Below are 22,374 nucleotides of genomic sequence, written 5' to 3'. Positions count from 1 at the left end.
GGGGCGGTGGGGCCGCCGGGGCGGGGGACGGGGACCGTGACCGGTGCGAACCGGTGATCGCACCGACCTCCACGGCGGGCCATCGGGCTCAGGCGGACACCTATATTGTACCGGCGATCCGCACGCCCGGCGCCGCGACACGGAGAGACGCCGCCGATCCCGCCGGGACGGTCACGCACTCCTCACATCAGGCGGCCCGTGCGACGGACCTGCCCCTCACAACGCCCGCGGACCGCCGACCATTCCCGCCGGGGACCCCTCAGGACGCGGGGTCGCGCACCGGCTTCACGGCCAGCACGGGGCAGGGCGCGTCGAGCAGGATCCGCTGTGCGTTCGACCCGAGGATGAGCTTGCCGACCGGGCTGCGACGGCGCAGCCCGATGACGATGAGCTCCGCGGACGTCCGCTCCGCCGCGGCGACCAGGGCGTCCGCGAGGTCGTCGCCGCACGGCTCGACCTCGAGGCGGGCGCCCGTCCCCTCCAGCGCGGCCTCGACGCGCCGCAGGTCCTCCGCACGGGCCGTCCGCGCCTCGGGCGAGGCGCCCCCCTCCGACGTCACGACCACGAGCGTCGTCGCCCGTCGCACGGCCTCCCGCGCCGCGGTGTCGAGGGCCTCACGACCCTCCGGCGTGCTCAGGTGGGTGACGACGACGGTCATGTGTCCTCCGCGGGCGGATCGTGGGAAGGGACGGCGGTGCGAGACTCACCACCTGCTGCTGCCGACCGTACCCGAACCCTCCGCACCCCTCACGCCTGGCGCACCCAGCCCGGCGGGACACCGGCCTCGACCGCGCTCGACAGGAGCAGCGCCAACCGGTACGCGGGGTCCTCGCCGAGCGCCTCCCGCACGCGCTCCGCGGCACGCGCCCCGTCCCCGTGCCACCACGCGACGAGCGCGAGCAGGGTGAGAGCCGGCGCGCGTCGCCCGCGCACCGCGTGCGCGACGACCGCCTCGAGCACGGTCCGCGCCGGGTCGGTCACGTCCGGGTCGGGCGCGAGCGCCACGGCGGGGTCGACGATCCGGCGGATCGCCTCGGCAGTGGCCGTGTCCGCGTCGGCGCCCTGCACCACGAGGTCCGGGAGCCCGGGAGCGCCCGGGACGAGCGAGAGGAGCACCGCGTCCCGGACCGGGACCGCCTCCAGCGCCGCCTCGACGCGCCCGACGAGCGCCGCCGGGACGGGAGGCGTCCCCGGCGGTGCGGTGGTCGCCGTCGTCACCGCGAGGCGCCAGGCGGCGAGCCCGTCCTCCCGCCAGGAGCACGCGTGCTGCTCCGCCCGGCGGGCCCGGGACCTCCGGGCGGCGCGCGCCGCGCGGCGGCGGTCCTCGGGACCCGCGGCGGCGATGCGCAGCGCGCTCTCGCGCGAGTCGGCCACCCGCGCCCCGGCGAGGACCATGTGGGCGCCCACGACGCTCGACTCCAGCTCGCGCAGCGGTCGTCCGCCCGGCGGGCAGCACCCGTCGTCGGTGCAGTCCAGCCCGCGCCACCCCGACGGTGCCACGACCCATGCGTGCGTGGGGCCGAACGCCGGCTCCACGACCTCCAGGCAGTGCTCGACGGCCGCGCGGTCCCGCGCCGTGCACACGTCGGGCTCGTCCGTGTACGCCACGACGACGACGTCGCGCGCCCCGTCCGCGACGAGGTGGCCGAGGACGGTCCGCGCGACCTGGGGGCCGTGCTCGAGGTCGGCGAGGTCGGCCGTGTCGACCCGCACGACGAGCCCGACGCGCGCCCGGTCGCCGCGCAGCCCGACGAGCACGACGCTGTCGCGCGGACGGTACCCGAGCCGGTAGGGGACGTAGGCCAGGAGGTCGCGCGGGCCCTGCGCGCGGATCGTCGTCGTCATGGACCCATCCCACCGGCCCACGGCCGGAAGGCGCCTGCCCGCACCTCCTCGGCTGTGGACGCCGCCGCCCCCGGACGAGACGCCGGGCCGCCTGTGGTCGAGCCTGGAGCCAGGCGAGCGCCCGGGTGCGTGCTGGCCCGGGTCGGCCCGTGTGGCTACCGTGTGCGCGTGCCACTCCCCCCTCGCGTCCCCCTGCGCGTTCCCCCGCGCGCGACCGCGACGCGCCCTCGCGCCACGCGACCGGCGCCGCGGGGCCGTGCCGTGCTCGCCGCGGCCGTCGTCCTCCTCGCGCTCGCCGCGTGCCGCGACGGCCAGGGCGGGGACGACCCGGCCGCCGGGCCCGCGTCGGCCCCGGCGAGCACGGACGCCGCGGCGCCCGGCACCCCCCTGCCCGACTACGACGCGACCTCCGCGGTGGGCGACCTCGCGGCGGGCTTCCCCGCCGACCTCCTGCCCGTCCCGCCCGGCGCCGAGGTCCTGGCGAGCTCCGCCCGGCCGTCCGACGACGGCGCTCTCGTCCTGATCACCCTGAACCTGCGCTCCCCCGAGGCCGTCGACGCGCTCAGCGCGTACTACGCACAGGTCCTCGACGACGCCGGGTTCGCCCTCTCCCCGTCGAGCGTGCCCAGCGCGCTCACGTCCCTCTCCACCTTCGTGCGCGAGTCCGGTGACACGCCGGAGTCCGTCGCCGTCGGCGTCTTCGACGACGAGACCGAACGCCTCGTGACGGTCAGCGGGCAGGTCGCGGCCGGCTGACTCCCCTAGGCTGGCGCCGTGCTCAACGGGACCGCTCCTCACGCCGCCGGTGCGCCCGGCGCCCCCGCCGACCCCGACGAGGCGCCGCAGCGCCTCGTGGACCGGGAGGACGTCCGCGCGGGCGTGGACGCCGCCCTGCGGGACGCCTGCGCCGGGCTCGCCGCGGAGCTGGACGCCACGCACCCCGACGCCCGGCCCCTCGTCGGCGCGACGGAGCAGCTGCTCGCCGGCGGCAAGCGGCTGCGTGCCGCCTTCTGCTACTGGTCGTGGCGCGCGCACGGGGGCGAGCCGGACGACCCGCGCCGCGCCGTCGTCCTGCGCGCCGGCGCCGCGCTCGAGCTGTTCCAGGCGGCCGCGCTCTTCCACGACGACGTGATGGACGCGTCCGACACGCGACGCGGGAACCCGACGGCCCACCGCGCGTTCGCCGCACGGCACCGTGCCGAGACGTGGACGGGCGACCCCGACCGCTACGGCGAGAACACGGCCATCCTGCTCGGCGACCTCGCCCTCATCGCGAGCCACCGGGAGCTCGGAGACGCCCTGGCCGACGTCGCCGCCGGCGTCCCGGCCGACGTCGCGGCGCGTGCACGGGACGTCTTCGGCCGCATGCAGACCGAGGTGACCGTCGGCCAGTACCTCGACGTCCACGCGCAGGTGCTGCCGTGGGGCGAGGACCCGGAGGCGGACGAGGCCCGGTCGCGCGCCGTCGTGCGCTCCAAGTCGGCCCGCTACTCCGTCGAGCACCCCGTCGCGCTCGGTGCCGCGCTCGCCGGGGCCGACGACGCCGCCGTCCGCGCGACGAGCGCGTTCGGCCTGCCCGTGGGCGAGGCCTTCCAGCTGCGCGACGACGTCCTGGGCGTGTTCGGGGACGCCCGCGTCACGGGCAAGCCCGCGGGCGACGACCTGCGCGAGGGCAAGCGCACGGTCCTCGTGGTCCGGGCCCTCGCCGCGGCCGGACCGGCCGACCGAGAGCTGCTGCTGTCCGCGCTCGGCGACCCGGACCTCGACGTCGCGACCGTCGACCGGCTGCGGGACGTGCTCGTGCGCACGGGTGCGCTCGCGTCCGTCGAGTCGCTCATCGACGACCTGGGCGAGCAGGCGGAGCGGGCCCTGCGCAGCGCGCCGCTCGCCGAGCCCGGCGCACGGATGCTGCACCTGCTCGCGCACGCCGCCACCCGACGGGCGGCGTGACCCGCGGGACGGCTCAGCCGAGCGACTGCGCCACGCGGCGCACGTGAGCCTTGCGCCCCGCGAGGAGCGCGTCGAGGGGCGCCTCGCCCAGCTCGTCCTGCGGGGCGAAGAGCCACGCGAGGATCTCCGCGTCCGAGAACCCCGCGTCGGTGAGCACCACGATCGTGCCCTGCAGGCTGGCGAGCACGCCCCGGCGGTCGTCCCCGGTGGGCGTCCCCACGTTCGCCGGGTCGACGAGGTGGAGCGGGACGAGGAACCGCGCCGGCACCTGGAAGGTCGTGCGCTCGCCGCGCCGCACCCCGACGACGCGGCGCTCCTGCACGAGGCGGCGCGCCTTGCCCACGTCGGTCCCGAGGGCCTCCGCGAGGTCGGGCAGGGTGAGCCACTCGCCCACGAGGGCGTCGAGCTCGGCGGCGGGGTCGGGGGCGGCGGCGCGATCGTTCACCGGCCCAGCCTACGGCGTGCCCCGCACGACACCGCGACCCGGCCGACGCCGCTCACCGGATCCCCGCACGACGCCGCCTAGACTTCGTGCGTGGCCACCGTGACGACCGATCCCCTCGTAGGCCGCCTGGTCGACGGGCGCTACGAGGTCGTGTCCCGCATCGCGCGCGGCGGCATGGCGACCGTCTACCTCGCGGTGGACCGCCGGCTCGACCGCGACGTCGCGCTCAAGGTGATGCACCCGCACCTCGCGGAGGGCGCGTCCGGCGCGGACTTCGTCTCCCGCTTCCGCCGGGAGGCGCGCGCCGCCGCGCGGCTCACCCACCCCGGCCTCGTCGCCGTGTACGACCAGGGCCTCGACGGCGAGACCAGCTACCTCACCATGGAGTACGTCGCCGGGTCGAACCTGCGGCGCCTGCTGCTCACCGAGCGCACGCTCACCCTCGGCCGGACCCTCGACGTGCTCGACGACGTCCTCGACGCCCTCGCCGCCGCGCACCGCGGCGGGCTCGTGCACCGCGACGTCAAGCCGGAGAACGTCCTGCTCGACACCGAGGGGCGCATCAAGGTCACGGACTTCGGGCTGGCGCGGGCCGTGAACGAGGTGACGTCCACGACCACGGGCACCGTGCTCGGCACCGTCGCCTACCTCTCCCCCGAGCTCATCTCCATCGGCGCGTGCGACGCCCGCACCGACGTGTACGCCGTCGGGATCCTCGCCTACGAGATGCTGCTCGGCACCGTGCCGCACACCGGGTCCACGCCGATCCAGGTCGCGTTCCAGCACGTGAACAACGACGTCCCGCCGCCGTCGGACGTCGCGCCGTGGGTCCCGCCGGAGGTCGACGACCTGCTGTGCGCCCTCGCGGCGCGCGACCCGGCGGACCGCCCGGCCGACGCCGGTGCCGCGCTCGCGCTCGTCCGCTCGGTGCGGGCGGCCCTCGGCACGGACGACCTCGAGCGCCGCGCGGACCCGCCCCCGGGCAGCGCGACGGTCGACGCGACCGCGCCCGTCCCCGGCGCCCCGGACGACGACGCGGGGACGGCGCCGACCGCGAGCCTCGCCGCCCTGAGCCTGCAGGACCGGGAGGCCGCCGGCCTCACCGAGCCGCTCGCCGTCGGGCACGTGGCGCCGCCCACCACGCTCCCGGGTCCCCCGCCACCCGCGCCGCCGCGCCGGCCGCGCCGGGGGCGCGTCCTCGCGTGGACCCTCGTCCTGCTCCTCGTGCTCGCCGTCGGCGGCGGGGGCGCCGCCTGGTGGTACAGCTCCGGGCCGGGCGCGTACACGACGGTGCCCGGCGGGCTCACGGGCGTCTCGCAGGCCGAGGCCGCGGGCGTGCTCGACGGCGCCGGGCTGGCCGTGACCGTCGAGGAGCGCTACGACGACGACGTGCCGCAGGGCGCGGTCGTGTCGAGCGACCCCGCGTCCGGCGACGCGGTGCGCAAGGACGGGTCCGTCCAGCTCGTCGTGTCCCGGGGCGTGCGCATGCTCACCGTCCCGTCCGGACTCGTCGGCTCCACCCAGGTCGAGGCCGCCGCGGCCGTCGAGGGCGCCGACCTCACCCTCGGCGAGCCCGTGTCCACCCACGACGACAAGGTGCCCGCCGGGCAGGTCATGGCCGTCACCGACCCCGAGGGCGAGCCGATCGAGGAGGGCGCCACCATCCGGCACGACGTCCCCGTCGTGCTCACCGTCTCCGCCGGTCCGGCACCGGTCGTCGTCCCCCAGGTGACCGGGACGGAGAAGGACGCGGCGGTCCGCGCGCTGGAGGACGAGGGCCTCGTCGTCGACGTCGCGGAGGAGCACTCGGAGACCGTGGCGGCCGGGCGCGTCGTGCGGCAGGACCCCGAGCAGGGCACCGACGCCCACCGGACCGACACCGTGACCGTCGTGGTGTCCCTCGGCCCGCCCCTCGTGGAGGTGCCGAACACGTACGGGCGCAACGTCAAGGACGCCGAGAAGCTCCTCACCGACGCCGGGTTCGAGGTCGAGGTGCGTCACCCGCAGGGCATCAGCCCGCTCAACATCGTCTACGCCCAGGACCCGGCGGGCGGCGACGGGAACACCGCCCCGAAGGGGTCGACGGTCGTCATCAACGTCTTCTGAGACGTCCTCTCCGACGGCCGCGCGCGCCCCCGGGGCCACGTCGCCCGTCAGGCGCGCAGCATCTCCGCGACCTGGAACGCCATCTCCAGCGACTGCTGGTGGTTGAGGCGCGGGTCGACGAGCGTCTCGTAGCGCAGCGCGAGCCCGGCGTCGTCGATCTCCTCCGACCCGCCGAGCACCTCCGTCACGTCGTCGCCCGTGAGCTCGACGTGCAGGCCGCCCGGGACCGTGCCGGCGGCGCGGTGCACCTCGAAGAACCCGCGCACCTCGTCGAGCACGTCGTCGAAGCGGCGCGTCTTGTACCCGCTCGCCGAGGTGATCGTGTTCCCGTGCATGGGGTCCGTGACCCAGGTGACGGGGACCTGCTCGCGCGCCACGGCCTCGACGAGGGGCGGCAGCGCCTCGCGGATCCGCCCGGCACCCATGCGGGTGATGAACGTGAGCCGGCCGGCGACGCGACCGGGGTTGAGACGCTCCGCGAGAGCCAGCGCGTCGTCCGGGGAGGTCGTCGGGCCGAGCTTGACCCCGACGGGGTTGGCGACGCGGGAGAGGAAGTCGACGTGCGCGCCGTCGAGCTGGCGCGTCCGCTCGCCGATCCACAGGAAGTGGGCCGACGTGTCGTACGCCTCCCCCGTCCGCGAGTCCACCCGGGTGAGCGCGCGCTCGTAGTCGAGGACGAGCGCCTCGTGGGAGACGAACATCTCCACGGTGCGCAGCGCGTCGAAGTCCGCGCCGCACGCGTCCATGAACCGGATCGCGCGGTCGATCTCCGACGCGGTGCGCTCGTAGCGCGCGTAGGCGGGGTTGCGCATGAACCCGCGGTTCCACTCGTGCACCTGGCGCAGGTCGGCGAAGCCGCCGGTCGTGAACGCCCGCACGACGTTCCACGTCGCCGCGGAGATCCGGTAGGCGTCGACGAGCCGCTGCGGGTCGGGCACGCGCGACTCGGCCGTGAACGCGTGCCCGTTGATCATGTCCCCGCGGTAGGCGGGCAGGGTCACGTCGCCGCGCGTCTCGGTGTCGGAGCTGCGGGGCTTGGCGTACTGCCCGGCCATGCGGCCCATCTTCACGACGGGCATGCTCGCGCCGTGCGTGAGGATGACAGCCATCTGGAGGATGGTGCGGATCTTGTTGCGGATCCGGTCGGCGTTCGCCTCGGCGAACGTCTCGGCGCAGTCCCCGCCCTGGAGGAGGAACGCCTCGCCCCGGCTCGCCTGGGCGAGACGGGAGCGCAGCGTGTCGGCGGCGGCGGGCACCACGAGCGGCGCGGAGGCCGCCAGGGTCTGCCGGGCGGCGGCGAGCGCCGCCTCGTCCGGCCACGTCGGCTGCTGGAGCGCGACGAGGTCGCGGAAGCGGTCGAGCCCGGCGACCTCCGGCTCGCTCGTGGTGGTCATCGTCGTCCCCCGGTCGTCAGTGGGCGGCCGGCGCGGCCGCGACCAGCGGCTGACCGATGCCCTCGAGCAGCGCGCCGAACCACGGCTGCGTGACGTCGAACGCCTTGCCGCCGGCGATGCGCGGGAACTCGATCGCGCGCAGACGGTCGCCGTCCTCCTCGTCGTGGCCGATGACGCCGGACTCGCCGCGCAGGGCGCACTCGACCGCGAGGTCCGTCATCGACTTGATGAGGCGCAGGTCCTCGGCGTTCGCGGCCGCGGCGCGCGAGAAGTAGCCGGACTTCTGGACCATGACCTTCTCCGCGCCGAGCTTCTCCGCGAACTGCTTCGCGAACCACTGGCCCGGGTTGATCGTGTCGAGCTTGACGTGGCCGAACGGGTCGCGCTCCACGGTCTCCCCCGACGCCTCGAGCTGGGCCACGATCTCGTGCATGCCCGCACCCTCGGACAGGAAGATGTTGACGTTGCCCTGGTCGTCCATGATCGCCTTGAGACGCTCGGCCTCGGCATCGATGTCGAGCGCCAGCTCGGGCAGGAACACCGCGTGCACGTCCCAGCGCTCGCGCGTGAGCCCGAGGGCGGGAGCCCACTCCTGCGCGTCGAGCCACTTGCGGTACTCCGACGCCGCCGCCGCCGTGAGCCAGCCGCAGTGCCGGCCCATGACCTCGTGGACGATGAGCATGCGCGGGCCCGAGCGGTGCTCGCCGATGACGTTCGCGGCGAACCCGGCGGCCTCCTCGGCCGCGGTCCACGCGCCGAGCGACTGGCGGATCGGCACCACGTCGTTGTCGATGGTCTTCGGCAGGCCCACGACGGTGAGCTCGTAGTCGTTCTCGTGCAGGTACGCCGCGAGGTCGGCCGCCGTCGTGTTGGTGTCGTCGCCGCCGATCGTGTGGAGCACGTCGACGCCGTCGGCCTTGAGCTGCTCCGCCGCGACCTTCAGCGGGTCCTCGCCCTCCTGGACGAGACCGCGCTTGACGCAGTCCTTCGCGTTGGTGAGCTTGACGCGCGAGTTGCCGATCGGCGAGCCCCCGAAGCGGTGCAGCACGCCGGCCTGCTTGCGTCCCTCGTCGTCCACGACGATCTTCGTGCCCGTGAGCAGGCCGTGGTAGCCGTACTGGTACGCGATGATCTCGATCTGCGGGTCGAGCTCGGTGTAGCGCTCGATGAGCCCGCCGACGGCGGACGACAGGCAGGGTGCGAAACCACCCGCGGTGAGGAGGGCGACGCGACGAACCGACATGTGAACTCAGAACCTCTCGTGGGTCGGGACCTGCGGGCACCCGGACCGCTCCCGCGCTGGGGACGGTCGGGGGCTTCGGCTCGGGGCGGACCCGGCCTGGCCGGAGCGCGGGAGGGGCAGGGACCCGGTCCGCGCGGCGGCGCTCGTCAGTCTACTGACGTCGTCCCGGGCTCCGGCGGCGGTTCCGGGACCTGGACGTCGGGGGCGGGGCGGCCGCCGGGCGCTCCCCCGCCGTGCTCGGGCTCGCGGTGGCCCGCCGCGAGCCGCGCCTTGGCGGTCGCCGCGTAGACGTCGACGTACTCCTGCCCGGACAGCCGCATGATCGCGTACTGGATCTCGTCGGTGACCGAGCGGAGGATGAAGCGGTCGTTCTCCATGCCGCGGTAGCGCGAGAAGTCGAGCGGCTCGCCGATGACGACGCCGATGCGCATCGGCGTGGGGATCACCTTGCCGATCGGCTGCGCGATGTTCGTGCCCACCATCGCGACCGGCACCACGGGGGCGCCGGACTCGAGCGCGAGCCGGGCGACGCCGGTCTTGCCGCGGTACAGGCGACCGTCGGGGCTGCGCGTCCCCTCGGGGTAGATGCCGAACAGCTCGCCCTCGCGCAGGACCCGCAGGCCCGTGTCGAGGGCTGCCTCGCTCGCCTTGCCGCCCGAGCGGTCCACGGGGATCGTCCCCACCCCGCGCATGAAGCCCGCCGTCAGCCTCCCCTTCACCCCGGTGCCGGTGAAGTAGTCCGACTTGCCGAGGAACTGCACCTTGCGGCCCAGGACCAGCGGGAGGATGAACGAGTCGATGACCGCCAGGTGGTTGCTCGCGAGGATCGCGCCACCCGAGTCGGGCACGTTCTCGACGCCCCGGGTCCAGGGACGGTACAGCACCCGCAGCAGCGGGCCGACCATCACCTGCTTCATGAACCAGTAGAACAACGTTCCTCCTCGCGGGGTCCCGGCACGGGACGTGCATCCGACTCTAGAGTGATTGTCATGGCCGCACCGAATGCCCAGCCGGACTCCCCGCAGCCCGACGACGCCCCCGAGCCTCCCGCGCACCGCGGCGCGGACGACCTCGGCTCCGACACCTCCGACGACCCCGCGCCCGCACGGCCGGGCGGCGGACGACCTGCCGACGACGAACGCGACCCCGCCGACGCCGCGCCCGCGCCCGCCGAGGGCCGGGACGAGGACGCGCGCGAGGACCTGGACGTCGAGGCCCGGTGGGCCGGGATCGTCGCCGAGCTCGGCGACCTGGACGCGACCGCACCGGGGCGGGACGGCCCCGGGCCGGGCGACGACGCGGCGTCGGGCGCCGCGGGGCCGCGGGACCTCCTGGGGTCGGTGCCCGTCGCCCCGTGGGTCCGCGCGCCGGGGCCGCGCGACTGGCCCACGACGCCCGAGGTCGAGGCGATCGAGGAGGCGGAGAGCCACTTCGTCCCGCCGGACCCGCCGCTCGTGCTGGGGCGCGACCCGCTCCTCACCATGGCGTGGTCGGCCGTGGTGGGCGTCCCCGTCGTGCTGCTCGTGCTCCTCGTGGTCGCGCGCCCGTTCCCGGTCGTCGCGGCGCAGGTCGGCGCGGGGGCGTTCCTCGCGGCGCTCGCCGTGCTGCTCTGGCGCATGCCGCACCGGCGGGACGAGGAGGACCAGGACCCGGGCGCGGTCGTGTGAGGACGAGCGGCCGCCTCGGCCGCCCGTGCCTCAGCGGCGCGCGAGATCGGCCGCGCCGACGATGCCGGCCTCGTTGCCGTGCTGGGCCAGCTCGATCTGCGCCTCGGGGCGGTGGCCCCGCGCGGAGAGCTGGTCGGCGAAGGCCTTGCGGATCGGCTGCAGCAGCAGGTCGCCCGCGGCGCCCACGCCGCCGCCGATGACGATGAGCTCGGGGTCGAGCAGCGCCGTGACCGACGCCGCGCCCTCCCCGATCCACCGGCCCAGCGTGGCGAGCAGCTCGACGGCGAGCTCGTCACCCTCCTGCGCCGCCTGCGTGATCTGCGGGCCGGTGAGCTTGGCCGGCTTCTGGCCGCAGAGCTCGAGCAGGCGTGCCGCCCGGTCGGGCTGGGCGACGAGCGCGGCCTGCCCGTCGCGCACCAGGGCGGTGCCGGACGCGTACTGCTCCCAGCAGCCCTCGTGCCCGCAGCCGCAGTAGTGGCCGCCGGGCACGACGCGCATGTGGCCCACCTCGGCGGCGACGCCCCACTTCCCGCGCACCAGCTCGCGGTCGACCACGATCGCCCCGCCGAGGCCGGTGCCCACGGTGAGCATGAGCATGTCCGTCGCGGCGTGGGCGACGCCGAACTGGAACTCCGCCCACCCCGCGGCGTTGGCGTCGTTCTCGACGACGATCGTCAGGTCGTCGTCCCCGACGAGCTCGCGGACGTTGCGCGCCAGCGGGTACTCGCGCCAGGCGATGTTCGGGGCGAACAGGACCGACGTCCGGTCGGGGCTGACGAAGCCCGCGGCGGCGAGGCCGATCGCGCCGACCTCGTGCTCCGCCGACAGCTCGGCGTACACGTCCGCGATCGCGCGGTCGATGCTCGCGACGTCGTCGGGCTCGGTGTCGCGGCGCGTCTGCGCGAGGATGGTCCCCGCCTCGTCGACGACGCCCGCCGCGATCTTCGTCCCACCGATGTCCACACCGATCGCGTGCATGTCCCGTCCTCACTCGCTCGTCCGTCGTCGGAGTGCCGCGGCCGGTCCCGGCCGCCGAGCGCGCGGCGGGGCACCGCACCACGGACGACGACGGACCGGAACTCCGCGCCCGCGCGAGACGTTGCGCAGGCAGCGCACGGCAGTCGCAGCCTACCGACTCCCGCGGGTGCCCGGCACGCCCGTCCGCTGTCGTAGTGTTCTCCCACCGTCGACTACTGCCACTGGAGCCAGCATGGACGAGATCAGCGCCCCACGGATCGTCGAAGTCGATCCGTCGAAGAACCTCAACGACCTCCTCGCCGAGCGCGTCGCCGCCGACCCGTCGGCGCCGATGGTCGAGCGCCGCACGGGGGCGGACGGCGCCTGGGAGGCGCTCAGCGCACGCGCGTTCGACGCGGAGGTCGTCGCCGTCGCCAAGGGGCTCGTGGCGCGCGGCATCCAGCCCGGCGACCACGTCGGCATCATGTCCCGCACGCGCTACGAGTGGACGCTGCTCGACTGGGCGACGTGGGCTGCGGGCGCCGTCCCCGTGCCGCTCTACGAGACGTCGAGCGCGGAGCAGGTGCAGTGGATCCTCTCCGACGCCGACGTGCGGCTCCTCGTCGTCGAGACGTCGGCGCACGCCGAGACCGTCGCGCAGGTGCGCGACCAGGCTCCCGCGCTGACCGACGTCCTCGTCCTCGACGAGGGCGGGGTCGCCTCGCTCGTCGCCGACGGCGCGGACGTCGAGGACGCGGAGATCGCCCGACGCCGCGGCCTGGCCGAGCTGGCCGACGTCGCCACGATCATCTACACCTCGGGCACGACGGGCCGCCCGAAGGGCGCGGAGCTCACCCACGAGAACTTCTACTCCCTGACGGTCAACGCCGTCGCCGCGGTGCCCGAGGTGTTCGCCGAGCCCGGGGGCCGCACGCTGCTCTTCATGCCGCTCGCCCACGTGTTCGCGCGGTTCATCGGCGTGCTCGTCGTGGCGGGCGGGACCGTGCTGGGCCACACCCCGGACACGAAGACGCTCCTCGAGGACCTCGGCACCTTCAAGCCGACGTACCTGCTCTCGGTGCCGCGCGTCTTCGAGAAGGTCTACAACTCCTCGGAGCAGAAGGCCGCGGCCGGCGGGAAGCTGAAGATCTTCCACTGGGCGGTCGCGACCGCGATCGCGTACTCCCGCGCCCTCGACGAGCCGAAGGGCCCCGGGCTCGGCCTCACGCTCCAGCACAAGGTCGCCGACGTCCTCGTCTTCAAGAAGCTGCGGCACGCCCTCGGCGGCCGCGCGAAGTACGCCGTCTCGGGCGGCGCACCGCTCGGCGAGCGCCTCGGCCACTTCTACCGGGGCATCGGCGTGCGCATCCTCGAGGGCTACGGCCTCACGGAGACGACCGCGCCGACGTCGGTCAACCGGCCGACGAACACCCGCATCGGCTCGGTCGGCACCCAGCTGCCCGGCTGCGCGGTCCGCATCGCCGAGGACGGGGAGATCCTGCTCAAGGGCCACCACGTCTTCCGCGGCTACCACGACAACGCGCAGGCGACGCAGGACGCGTTCGTCGACGGGTGGTTCCGCACGGGCGACCTCGGCTCCCTCGACGACGACGGCTTCCTGCGCATCACCGGCCGCAAGAAGGAGATCATCGTCACCGCGGGCGGCAAGAACGTGGCGCCCGCCGTCCTCGAGGACCGGATCCGCGCGCACGCGCTCGTCTCCCAGTGCGTCGTCGTCGGCGACCAGAAGCCGTTCATCGGCGCGCTCATCACGCTCGACCCGGAGGGCATCCCGGGCTGGGCGAGCATGCACGGCAAGGAGGCCCTGAGCGTCGAGGACGCCGCGAAGGACCCCGACGTCCTCGCAGCGCTCGACGCCGCGGTGACGCGCGCCAACCAGGCCGTCTCCCGCGCGGAGTCCATCCGCAAGTTCACCGTCCTCACGTCCGACTTCACGGTCGAGAACGGCTACCTCACGCCGTCGCTGAAGGTGAAGCGCGGCGAGGTGCTCAAGGACTACTCGTCCGACGTCGACGCGCTCTACGCGGACGGTCCCGCGCCGGTGCGCTGACCTGGCGGGCCGCGACCACCGCTGCGTGGTCGCGGCCCGCTGTGGGTGGCCGCGGATAGCGTCCCCGGCATGCCGAGCACGCCCGTCCCGAGCCCCACGCGACTGCCCGGGACGGGCCTCCCGCCCGGCACGGCCCTCGGCACGACGCCCGGCGGCCCGCCGGTGCAGCCCGCCTTCGACGACCTCGGGACACCGCTGCGCGAGGTGACGTTCGTCGTCGTCGACCTCGAGACCACCGGCGGCTCCCCCGCCGACGCCGGGATCACCGAGATCGGCGCCGTGAAGGTGCGCGGCGGCGAGGTCCTCGGCGAGTTCCAGACCCTGGTCGACGCCGGGGTGCCGGTCCCCGCGTTCGTGGCCCGGCTCACCGGGATCACCTCGGCCATGGTCGCGGGAGCGCCGCGCCTCGACGCCGTGCTCCCGAGCTTCCTCGAGTTCCTGCGCGACGCCGTGCTCGTCGCGCACAACGCGTCCTACGACGTGTCGTTCCTCAAGGCCGCGTGCCGTGCGCACGGCTACGACTGGCCGGGCAACCAGGTGCTCGACACCGTGGCGCTCGCGCGTCGCGTCGTCACGCGGGACGAGGCTCCCAACCACAAGCTCGCGACCCTGGCTGCGCTGTTCCGCGCGTCCGTCACGCCGGACCACCGCGCGCTGGCCGACGCGCGAGCCACGGTCGACGTGCTCCACGCGCTCCTCGGACGGCTCGGCCCGCTCGGCGTCACGCACCTCGAGGACCTGGCGAGCGCCACCGACCCCGTGCCCTCCGACGTGCGCCGCAAGCGCCACCTCGCCGACGGTCTGCCCGACGCCCCCGGCGTCTACCTCTTCCGAGGGCCGGGGGACGAGGTCCTGTACGTCGGCACGTCGACCTCGATCCGTCGCCGGGTCCGCTCCTACTTCACCCGGTCCGAGAAGCGTGGCCGCATCACGGAGATGGTGCGCGTCGCGCACGCCGTCACGCCGGTCGTGTGCGCCACGCCGCTCGAGGCGCAGGTGCGCGAGCTCCGGCTCATCGCCGAGCACTCCCCCCGGTACAACCGACGCTCGCGCCACCCCGAGCGCATGACCTGGGTCCGGCTGACCCACGAGCCCTACCCCCGGCTGTCGGTGGTCCGCGACGTCCGCTCACCCGCCGCCCACATCGGGCCGTTCGGCTCGGCACGCCAGGCCCAGTCCGCCGTCGACGCGCTGCACGACGCGTTCCGCCTGCGGCAGTGCACCCGCCGCCTGCCGCTCGTCGCGCGCGACGGCGCCGGCGCGTGCGTGCTCGCCGAGATGGGCCGGTGCTCCGCGCCCTGCACCGCCACCGCTCCCGACACCGGGTACGCGGAGGTCGCCGACGCGGTGCGCGCCGCGTTCGAGGGCGACCCGTCCCCCGTCGTCTCCGCGCTCGGCGAGCACATCGCAGCCCTCGCGCGCGACGAGCGGTACGAGCAGGCGGGCGACGTGACGCGTCGGCTGCGGGCGTTCCTCGCCGGCGCGAGCCGCGCGCAGCGTCTCGCGCCGCTCGCCCGCTGCGCCGAGCTCGTCGCCGCGCGCGAGACCGACGACGGCGGCTGGGAGGTGGTCGTCGTCCGGCACGCGCGCCTCGCGGCGACCGGCGTGAGCCCGCCGGGCGCGGACCCCTGGCCGCTCGTCACGTCGCTCGTCGCGACCGCCGAGCACGTGCCCGCCCCGGTCGCCCCCGCCCCGGCGTGCCACCCGCACGAGGCCGACCTCGTCCTCGCGTGGCTGGAGCAGCCCGGTGTACGCCTCGTCGACGTCACCGACCCCTGGACGAGCCCCGTGCGCTCCGCCCGCTCGCACGCCGACCCGTCGGTGACGGCGGCGCAGGTGGCCCGGCACGGGCTGCGCGGCACGGCGACCGGCGACGACGTCGGCCTAGAGTGGGCGCACGACGCCGCACCGTCCCCGGAGGAACCATGCTCACCGCCATCGTCCTGATCGACACGGACCCCGCCCGCATCCCGGAGGTCGCGTCCGCGGTCGCCGACCTGCGGGGCGTCAGCGAGGTCTACTCGGTGACCGGGAAGGCGGACCTCGTCGCGATGGTGCGGGTGCAGGAGCACGACCAGCTCGCCGACGTGATCGCCGACCGCATCAGCAAGGTGGAGGGCGTCGTGCGCACGGAGACGTTCATCGCGTTCCGTGCCTACTCGAACGTCGACCTCGAGCAGGCGTTCGCCCTGGGCCTCGACGACTGACCGAGGCAGGACCACTGACCGCGGCCGGTCGCGCGCGGCGGGGCGCCCTCAGTCGCGCGCGGCCGCCTCCGCCCACCGGGCCAGCACGTCGCGCGCGGACCCGCTGTCGACGCTCGCCGCGGCGAGCGCGTACGCGGTGCGCAGCCGCTCGACCAGCGATCCGTCGGCCGTGCCCGGGAGCGTCGCGTCCGCGACGAGCGCGGCCGCCGCGTTGAGCAGCACCGTCTCCCGCACGGGCCCCTGCTCCCCGTCGAGGAAGCGCCGGGCGACCTCCGCGTTGTGCGCGGCGTCCCCGCCGCGCAGGTCGGCGATCGTGATCGGGGCGAGCCCCAGGTCGGCGACCGGGTCGAGGTGGTGCTCCGTGACGACGCCGTCCCGCACCTCCCACACCGTGGCGGTACCCGTGGCCGCGAGCTCGTCGAGGCCGTCGTCGCCCCGGAACACCAGGGCGGAGGTGCCGCGCGCCGCGAGGACGCCCGCGATGAGCGGGGCCATGCGCCGGTCGGCGACGCCGATCGCGGCCGCCTGGGGCTGGGCCGGGTTGGTCAGGGGCCCGAGCACGTTGAACGCGGTCGGGATGCCGAGCTCCTTGCGCGCGACGCCCGCGTGACGCATCGAGGGATGGAACACCATCGCGAAGCAGAACGTGATGCCCGCCTCGTCCGCGATCCGCGCGACCCGCTCCGGGCCGTGGTCGAGCCGGAGCCCGAGCGCCTCGAGCACGTCGGCGGCACCGGACGAGGACGTCGCGGCCCGGTTCCCGTGCTTGACGACACGGAGCCCCGCACCGGCGACGACGAGGGAGGCCATCGTGGAGACGTTGACCGTGTGCGCCTGGTCGCCGCCCGTCCCGACGATGTCGACGCTCGGGCCGTCCACCGTGAACCGGCTCGCGTGCGCGAGCATGGCGTCGGCCAGGCCGGTGAGCTCGTCGACCGTCTCGCCCTTCGCGCGCAGGGCCACGAGGAAGCTCGCCAGGCGCAGCGGGGACACCTCCCCGGACATCACCTGGTCCATCGCCCACGTCGCGTCCTCGACGCCGAGGTCGCGCCCCGCCACGAGGTCGGCGAGCAGGGCGGGCCAGGTCCGCGCGCCGCCCGTCGGACCCGGGGTCGTGCTGACGGCGTGGGGGGTGGCGGTCACGAGGTCCTGCCCTTCGGCTGGTCGGTCACGGGGCGCCGGCGGCACCCAGGAGCCCGACGACGGAGCGCTGCAGCTCGACCGCGTCGAACGGCCTCGGCACCGCGTCGTCGGCGAGCGACCACGATGCTAGCCAACCGTCCTGCGGCCTGCCGGTGAGGACCAGGACCGGCGGGCAGCGGTAGATCTCGTTCTTCAGCTGGCGGCAGAGCCCCATGCCGCCCGCCTTGTCGGCCTCGCCGTCGAGCACGAGCAGGTCCCACCCGCCCGCGTCGGCCGCCGCGACCACCGCGTCGGGCGTCGCGACCTCGTGCCACTCGATCTCGGGCGCCCCCGCGCGCACCCGGCGCCCGACGGCGAGCAGCACCTGCTCGCGCACCGTCACGTCGTCGCTGTAGAGCAGGATGCGCGGCGCACGCACCGGCGTCTCGGCGGCGTCCCCGTGGGCCGTCACGGTCGTCGTCATCGTCGTCACCGTCACCTTCGTCGTCGCGGGCCGTGGCCTGCCCGTCGCGGGCGCGGCTCACGCTGGCATCTTGGCACGTCCGCGGCCGTCCGGACACCCCCGGAGGGCTCGCCGGGCCGGGTCGTTCGACCCGCGGATTTCATGGCACTTCCCACCGATCCGTCACCAAGTGCAGGTCTGCGTGGGAAGATCTGGAGACATTGTGAGATTCGCCGCCCCGAGGTGCGGGCCCCGATGCCCCGAACCGGCTCGGCGTCGGCCATAATGGCTGCTGTGTCGACCGCAACGGCTGCCCCCCACGCCCATCAGCACGTGAGCGTCAACCGACCGAACCCCGTCTCGGTCGGGACGATCGTGTGGCTGGCCAGCGAGCTCATGTTCTTCGCCGGCCTGTTCGCCATGTACTTCACCGTCAGGTCGGTGATGCCCGCCGAGGAGTGGGCCGCCGAGGCCGACAAGCTCAACCTCACCTTCGCGGCGATCAACACGACCGTCCTGGTGCTGTCGTCGGTGACGTGCCAGATGGGCGTCTGGGCCGCGGAGCGCTTCCAGCCCGTGCGCACAGGCTCGATCTGGCAGGTGAACCGCTGGGGCATGAACGAGTGGATGACGCTCACGTTCCTCATGGGCGCGTTCTTCATCGGCGGCCAGGTCTTCGAGTACGCGGAGCTCGTCGAGCACGGCGTCTCGATCTCCTCGACGCCGTACGGCTCGGTCTTCTACCTCACGACGGGCTTCCACGGCCTGCACGTGGTCGGCGGCCTGATCGCCTTCCTCTTCCTTCTCGGCCGGTCCTTCTCGGCCAAGAACTTCGGGCACCACGAGGCCACGACGGCCATCGTGACGTCCTACTACTGGCACTTCGTCGACGTCGTGTGGATCGCGCTCTTCTTCGTGATCTACATCTTGCGCTGACACCCCCGGGTCCTCCCGGGACGCCCACCGCCCCCTGCTCCCCCACCTGCGAGACGAGGATCATTTCGTGAAGGCACTCGCCGCCCGCAGACACCACCGCCTCGCGCCGGTCGTGCTGCTGCTGCTGGCGCTGCTGGTCACCGGCGGCGTCTACGCCGCCTTTGCCCCGACACCGGCGAACGCCGAGACGGCCAGCACCGAGGACATCGAGACCGGCCAGAAGCTGTTCCAGGCCAACTGCGCCACGTGCCACGGCCCGAACGCCGAGGGCTCGGACACGGCTCCGTCGCTCGTCGGCGTCGGCGCCGCGTCGGTCGACTTCCAGGTGTCCACCGGCCGCATGCCGATGCAGATGGAGGGCCCCCAGGCGATCCAGAAGCCGCGCCAGTTCGACGAGGAGCAGACGGCCCAGCTCGCCGCCTACGTCGCCTCCCTCGGCGCCGGCCCCGCGATCCCGACGGACGAGCAGGTCGACGCCGAGCTCGGCGACGCCGCGAACGGCGCAGCGCTCTTCCGCACCAACTGCGCGATGTGCCACAACGCCGTCGGCGCGGGCGGTGCGCTCTCCGAGGGCAAGTTCGCCCCGCCGCTGTGGGAGACCTCGGAGCGCAACATCTACCAGGCCATGCTCACCGGCCCGCAGTCGATGCCGGTGTTCAACGACGCCACCGTGACGCCTGAGGAGAAGCGCGACATCATCACGTTCCTCGTCGACCAGCGCGAAGGTTCCGCCGGCGGGATCTCGCTCGGCTCGCTCGGCCCCGTCAGCGAGGGCCTGTGGGCATGGATCGTGGGCATGGGCCTCCTCATCGGGGCCGCAGTGTGGATCGGAGCGAAGTCCTCGTGAGCGACTACAAGAACCCCCGTTCGCCCGAGTCCTCGCACCGCGAGGTCGGGCACCGCGAGGAGCACGGCACCCTGGAGACCTTCCCGGACCCCGGCCTGCCGGAGCACAAGAGCCGCCAGGCCGACCGCGACCCGAAGGCCGCCAAGCGCGCCGAGCGTCAGGTTGCCGCCCTCTTCGGCATCTCCGTCATCGGCACCATCGGCGCGATGGTCGCGTACTTCGCACTGCCGCCGGACGGCACCACCGCCGGCGTGCGTCTGTCGACGCTCGCCCTCGGCCTGACGATCGCGTTCGCGCTCCTGGGCATCGGGCTCGGCGCCGTCCACTGGGCCAAGGTCCTCATGTCCGACCACGAGAAGGTCGACGAGCGCCACCCCGTCGCGAGCGACGAGGAGACCCGCGTCGCGGCCCTCGCCGAGCTCGACGCCGGTGTCAAGGACTCCGGGATCGCCCGCCGCGGCGTCCTCAAGGGCGCGGTCATCTCGGCCCTCGCCCTCTTCCCGCTGACGATCGCCGTGCCCCTGGTCGGCAGCGTCGGCGGCGACTGGAACGTGTCCAAGTTCAAGCACACGCTGTGGAAGCGCGGCACCCGCCTCGCGATCGACCCGAACGGCCGCCCGATCAAGGCCGCCGACGTGACGATCGGTTCCGTGGTGCACGTCATCCCCGACGTCCCCGCGGAGGAGCGCGAGTCGCACGAGTGGATCACGGAGAAGGCCAAGGCCGTCGTCCTCCTCGTCCGCCTCGACCCGCGCGACCTCAAGTCCGACCAGTCGCCCGAGGGTGAGACCTGGTCCTACGACGGCATCGTCGCCTACTCGAAGATCTGCACGCACGTCGGCTGCCCCGTGGCGCTGTACGAGCAGCAGACCCACCACCTGCTGTGCCCGTGCCACCAGTCGACGTTCGACGTGGCCGACAGCTGCAAGGTGGTCTTCGGGCCCGCGAAGCGGCCTCTGCCGCAGCTGCCGATCTCCGTTGACGACGAGGGCTACCTGGTGGCGCAGAGCGACTTCCACGAGCCCGTCGGCCCGAGCTTCTGGGAGCGTCTCAAGTGACCACCAGCACCGGCACCGCCGCACCCCAGTCCCGCGCGGGCAGCGGCAAGCCCACCACCCCCGCGGGCAAGGCGGCCGACTACCTCGACCAGCGCACGAGCATCGGCTCGGCGGTCAAGGAGTTCGCCCGCAAGGTCTTCCCGGACCACTGGTCCTTCCTGCTCGGCGAGATCGCGCTCTACTCGTTCGTCGTGCTCATCATCACGGGCATCTTCCTCACGATGTTCTTCGTGCCGAGCATGTCCCTGGTGACGTACCACGGCGAGCCCGCGTCGATGGACGGCGTGCTCATGTCCGACGCCTTCGCGTCGACCCTGCACATGTCCTTCGAGGTGCGCGGCGGTCTGCTCATGCGGCAGATCCACCACTGGGCGGCGCTGGTCTTCATGGCCGCGATCGTCACGCACATGATGCGCGTGTTCTTCACCGGCGCGTTCCGCAAGCCCCGCGAGATCAACTGGCTCGTCGGCATGCTGCTCATGATCATGGGCCTCGCCGCCGGCTTCTCGGGCTACTCGCTCCCCGACGACGTCCTGTCGGGCAACGGCCTGCGCATCACCGACGGCGTCGTCAAGGCGATCCCGCTCATCGGGTCGTACCTGTCGTACTTCATCTTCGGTGGCGAGTTCCCGGGCGAGCACATCATCCCGCGCCTGTTCACGGTGCACATCCTGCTCGTCCCGGGCCTGATCCTCGCGCTCGTCGCGCTCCACCTGTTCTTCGTCGTGCTGCACAAGCACACGCAGTACCCGGGTGGCGGCCGCACGGACACGAACGTCGTCGGGTTCCCGCTGTTCCCCGTGTACGTGGCCAAGGCCGGCGGCTTCTTCTTCGTGGTCTTCGGCATCCTCGCCCTCATGGGCGCCACGATGGCGATCAACAACGTGTGGAACTACGGGCCGTACGACCCGTCACCGGTCTCCGCCGGAGCTCAACCCGACTGGTACATGCTGTTCCTGGAAGGGTCGCTACGACTCATGCCAGGACAGACCGAGTTCGTCATCGGCGGGTACACGCTGTCCCTGAACGTCCTCATCCCGGCCGTGGTGATCCCCGGCCTGCTGTTCACGTTCCTCTTCGTCTACCCGTTCCTCGAGGCCGCGGTGACGAAGGACAAGCGCGAGCACCACGTCCTCGACCGCCCCCGCAACGTCCCGGTCCGGACCGGTCTCGGTGTCGCGTTCCTGACGGCGTTCATCATCCTGGCGCTCGCCGGCTCGAACGACCTCATCGCGACGCACTTCTCGATGTCGATCAACACGATCACCTGGGTGTTCCGCGTCCTGTTCTTCCTCGGACCGTGGTTCGCGTTCTGGATCACCAAGCGGATCTGCCTCGGGCTGCAGCGCAAGGACCGCGAGCTCGTGCTGCACGGGCACGAGACCGGACGCATCGTGCGCTTCGCCCACGGCGAGTACATCGAGGTGCACCGCCCGCTCGACGAGCAGGAGCGCTGGCTACGGGTCAACTACCCGGCCCACGCTCCCCTGGAGATCGAGCCGGCGACGGACTCCCGAGGCGTGCGCCGCAAGGGTTACAAGAGCGACAAGCGCATGCAGCGTCTCTCCCGGTTCTTCTACGAGGACCGCGTCGAGCCGGTGACGCCCGCCGAGCTGGCGGCCGCGCACTCGCACGGCGAGCACGACGCGCTCGAGGGTGGCTCGCACGCCGCCGTCGAGGCGGGGACCGGCGCCGCCGGTGGCCGCCGGGAGCTCGCCGAGCCGGAGGGTGGCGTCGACGAGCGTCGACCCTGAGGTTCCTGCACAGTAGAACGGTGACCCGCGACCATCTTCCTCGGACGTCCGAGGGAAGGTCGCGGGTCATCGTCGTTCGAGGGGTGCGCCGGTCCCGAGCGTGACCCGGACGCGCCTTCCCTTGCTGCACCACCTGCCGCTCCGTGCACAGCACGGCGTGCGGCCCGATCAGGAGGTACGAACCGGATGCCTGTCTACACGCTGCCCGAGCTGTCCTACGACTACGGTGCGCTCGAGCCGCACATCTCCGGGCGGATCATGGAGCTGCACCACTCCAAGCACCACCAGGCCTACGTCACCGGCGCCAAC

Annotated in this window: 20 protein-coding genes and 1 pseudogene; 12 read left to right on the top strand and 9 right to left on the bottom strand. The window is 73.9% G+C overall.

The genetic code is table 11. The features are described from left to right. Nucleotides 1-259 precede the first annotated feature (259 nt). Nucleotides 260-658 carry a universal stress protein gene (locus LGQ04_RS11975; RefSeq protein WP_229243948.1) on the bottom strand — a complete coding sequence of 133 codons (399 nt, stop codon included), beginning with the start codon at nucleotides 656-658 and terminating at the stop codon, nucleotides 260-262. 89 nt (nucleotides 659-747) lie between these two features. Further along, a complete protein-coding gene (locus LGQ04_RS11970; protein WP_229243947.1) occupies nucleotides 748-1,845 on the bottom strand; it encodes a DUF4192 domain-containing protein in 1,098 nt (365 codons plus the stop codon). A gap of 168 nt (nucleotides 1,846-2,013) precedes the next feature. On the opposite strand from LGQ04_RS11970, the gene LGQ04_RS11965 reads away from it, so the two are divergent. Next, nucleotides 2,014-2,601 carry a hypothetical protein gene (locus tag LGQ04_RS11965; protein ID WP_229243946.1) on the top strand — a complete coding sequence of 196 codons (588 nt, stop codon included), beginning with the start codon at nucleotides 2,014-2,016 and terminating at the stop codon, nucleotides 2,599-2,601. Between the two features lie 18 nt (nucleotides 2,602-2,619). After that, complete coding sequence (locus LGQ04_RS11960) at nucleotides 2,620-3,795, top strand: polyprenyl synthetase family protein (protein WP_308016398.1); 1,176 nt, start codon at nucleotides 2,620-2,622, stop codon at nucleotides 3,793-3,795. 13 nt (nucleotides 3,796-3,808) lie between these two features. On the opposite strand, the gene LGQ04_RS11955 is transcribed toward LGQ04_RS11960, so the two are convergent. After that, a complete protein-coding gene (locus LGQ04_RS11955; RefSeq protein WP_229243945.1) occupies nucleotides 3,809-4,240 on the bottom strand; it encodes an Rv2175c family DNA-binding protein in 432 nt (143 codons plus the stop codon). 90 nt (nucleotides 4,241-4,330) lie between these two features. On the opposite strand from LGQ04_RS11955, the gene pknB reads away from it, so the two are divergent. Beyond that, nucleotides 4,331-6,346 carry a Stk1 family PASTA domain-containing Ser/Thr kinase gene (gene pknB, locus LGQ04_RS11950; RefSeq protein WP_229243944.1) on the top strand — a complete coding sequence of 672 codons (2,016 nt, stop codon included), beginning with the start codon at nucleotides 4,331-4,333 and terminating at the stop codon, nucleotides 6,344-6,346. Between the two features lie 47 nt (nucleotides 6,347-6,393). Here the strand turns inward: pknB and LGQ04_RS11945 are convergent, their stop codons facing one another. The 3 genes from LGQ04_RS11945 to LGQ04_RS11935 all read right to left on the bottom strand — a co-directional run bounded on the left by LGQ04_RS11945 (nucleotide 6,394) and on the right by LGQ04_RS11935 (nucleotide 9,915). After that, a complete protein-coding gene (locus LGQ04_RS11945) occupies nucleotides 6,394-7,740 on the bottom strand; it encodes a class II 3-deoxy-7-phosphoheptulonate synthase (RefSeq protein WP_229243943.1) in 1,347 nt (448 codons plus the stop codon). Nucleotides 7,741-7,756: 16 nt separating this feature from the next. Then, complete coding sequence (locus LGQ04_RS11940; RefSeq protein ID WP_229243942.1) at nucleotides 7,757-8,983, bottom strand: pyrophosphate--fructose-6-phosphate 1-phosphotransferase; 1,227 nt, start codon at nucleotides 8,981-8,983, stop codon at nucleotides 7,757-7,759. 146 nt (nucleotides 8,984-9,129) lie between these two features. Further along, nucleotides 9,130-9,915 (bottom strand): lysophospholipid acyltransferase family protein, encoded by a 786-nt coding sequence (locus tag LGQ04_RS11935; RefSeq protein WP_229243941.1) that lies wholly within the window; start codon nucleotides 9,913-9,915, stop codon nucleotides 9,130-9,132. Between the two features lie 57 nt (nucleotides 9,916-9,972). On the opposite strand from LGQ04_RS11935, the gene LGQ04_RS11930 reads away from it, so the two are divergent. After that, nucleotides 9,973-10,650 (top strand): hypothetical protein, encoded by a 678-nt coding sequence (locus LGQ04_RS11930; protein ID WP_229243940.1) that lies wholly within the window; start codon nucleotides 9,973-9,975, stop codon nucleotides 10,648-10,650. Between the two features lie 30 nt (nucleotides 10,651-10,680). Here the strand turns inward: LGQ04_RS11930 and LGQ04_RS11925 are convergent, their stop codons facing one another. Beyond that, the gene (locus tag LGQ04_RS11925) at nucleotides 10,681-11,628 is read right to left on the bottom strand and encodes an ROK family glucokinase (protein ID WP_229243939.1); all 948 of its coding nucleotides are present in this window, start codon (nucleotides 11,626-11,628) and stop codon (nucleotides 10,681-10,683) included. Nucleotides 11,629-11,860: 232 nt separating this feature from the next. Between LGQ04_RS11925 and LGQ04_RS11920 the strand changes: the two genes are divergently transcribed. The 3 genes from LGQ04_RS11920 to LGQ04_RS11910 all read left to right on the top strand — a co-directional run bounded on the left by LGQ04_RS11920 (nucleotide 11,861) and on the right by LGQ04_RS11910 (nucleotide 15,885). Further along, nucleotides 11,861-13,678: an AMP-dependent synthetase/ligase gene (locus LGQ04_RS11920; RefSeq protein ID WP_229243938.1), complete on the top strand. Its 1,818-nt coding sequence runs from the start codon at nucleotides 11,861-11,863 to the stop codon at nucleotides 13,676-13,678. 69 nt (nucleotides 13,679-13,747) lie between these two features. Next, on the top strand, nucleotides 13,748-15,625 hold the full coding sequence (locus LGQ04_RS11915) for a DEDD exonuclease domain-containing protein (RefSeq protein ID WP_229243937.1): 1,878 nt from the start codon (nucleotides 13,748-13,750) through the stop codon (nucleotides 15,623-15,625). Then, nucleotides 15,604-15,885: an Lrp/AsnC family transcriptional regulator gene (locus tag LGQ04_RS11910; protein WP_229243936.1), complete on the top strand. Its 282-nt coding sequence runs from the start codon at nucleotides 15,604-15,606 to the stop codon at nucleotides 15,883-15,885. Before LGQ04_RS11915 ends, LGQ04_RS11910 begins: the two co-directional genes overlap by 22 nt. Nucleotides 15,886-15,933: 48 nt before the next feature. Here the strand turns inward: LGQ04_RS11910 and trpD are convergent, their stop codons facing one another. Both trpD and LGQ04_RS11900 read right to left on the bottom strand, forming a co-directional pair. Beyond that, nucleotides 15,934-17,028 carry an anthranilate phosphoribosyltransferase gene (gene trpD / locus LGQ04_RS11905; protein ID WP_229243935.1) on the bottom strand — a complete coding sequence of 365 codons (1,095 nt, stop codon included), beginning with the start codon at nucleotides 17,026-17,028 and terminating at the stop codon, nucleotides 15,934-15,936. 25 nt (nucleotides 17,029-17,053) lie between these two features. Beyond that, nucleotides 17,054-17,491: a response regulator gene (locus tag LGQ04_RS11900; RefSeq protein ID WP_229243934.1), complete on the bottom strand. Its 438-nt coding sequence runs from the start codon at nucleotides 17,489-17,491 to the stop codon at nucleotides 17,054-17,056. Between the two features lie 264 nt (nucleotides 17,492-17,755). Here LGQ04_RS11900 and ctaE point away from each other — a divergent pair, with 264 nt between their 5' ends. From ctaE to LGQ04_RS11875, 5 genes and pseudogenes are all read left to right on the top strand, one after another. Then, complete coding sequence (gene ctaE / locus LGQ04_RS11895; protein ID WP_229243933.1) at nucleotides 17,756-18,406, top strand: aa3-type cytochrome oxidase subunit III; 651 nt, start codon at nucleotides 17,756-17,758, stop codon at nucleotides 18,404-18,406. Nucleotides 18,407-18,473: 67 nt separating this feature from the next. Beyond that, nucleotides 18,474-19,253: a cytochrome bc1 complex diheme cytochrome c subunit gene (gene qcrC, locus LGQ04_RS11890; RefSeq protein ID WP_229243932.1), complete on the top strand. Its 780-nt coding sequence runs from the start codon at nucleotides 18,474-18,476 to the stop codon at nucleotides 19,251-19,253. After that, nucleotides 19,250-20,311, top strand: a complete 1,062-nt coding sequence (gene qcrA / locus LGQ04_RS11885) for a cytochrome bc1 complex Rieske iron-sulfur subunit (RefSeq protein WP_372470056.1) — start codon at nucleotides 19,250-19,252, stop codon at nucleotides 20,309-20,311. The genes qcrC and qcrA overlap by 4 nt, the downstream gene beginning before the upstream one ends. Then, nucleotides 20,308-22,065: a cytochrome bc1 complex cytochrome b subunit gene (qcrB, locus tag LGQ04_RS11880; RefSeq protein ID WP_372470055.1), complete on the top strand. Its 1,758-nt coding sequence runs from the start codon at nucleotides 20,308-20,310 to the stop codon at nucleotides 22,063-22,065. Before qcrA ends, qcrB begins: the two co-directional genes overlap by 4 nt. A 186-nt stretch (nucleotides 22,066-22,251) precedes the next feature. Continuing rightward, a pseudogene (locus LGQ04_RS11875) lies at nucleotides 22,252-22,374 on the top strand (superoxide dismutase); the annotation flags it as partial.

Source organism: Cellulosimicrobium marinum (assembly GCF_020551945.1).
In the GTDB taxonomy this organism is placed as follows: domain Bacteria; phylum Actinomycetota; class Actinomycetes; order Actinomycetales; family Cellulomonadaceae; genus Cellulosimicrobium; species Cellulosimicrobium marinum.
This window is presented reverse-complemented; position numbering and strand designations above follow the sequence as displayed.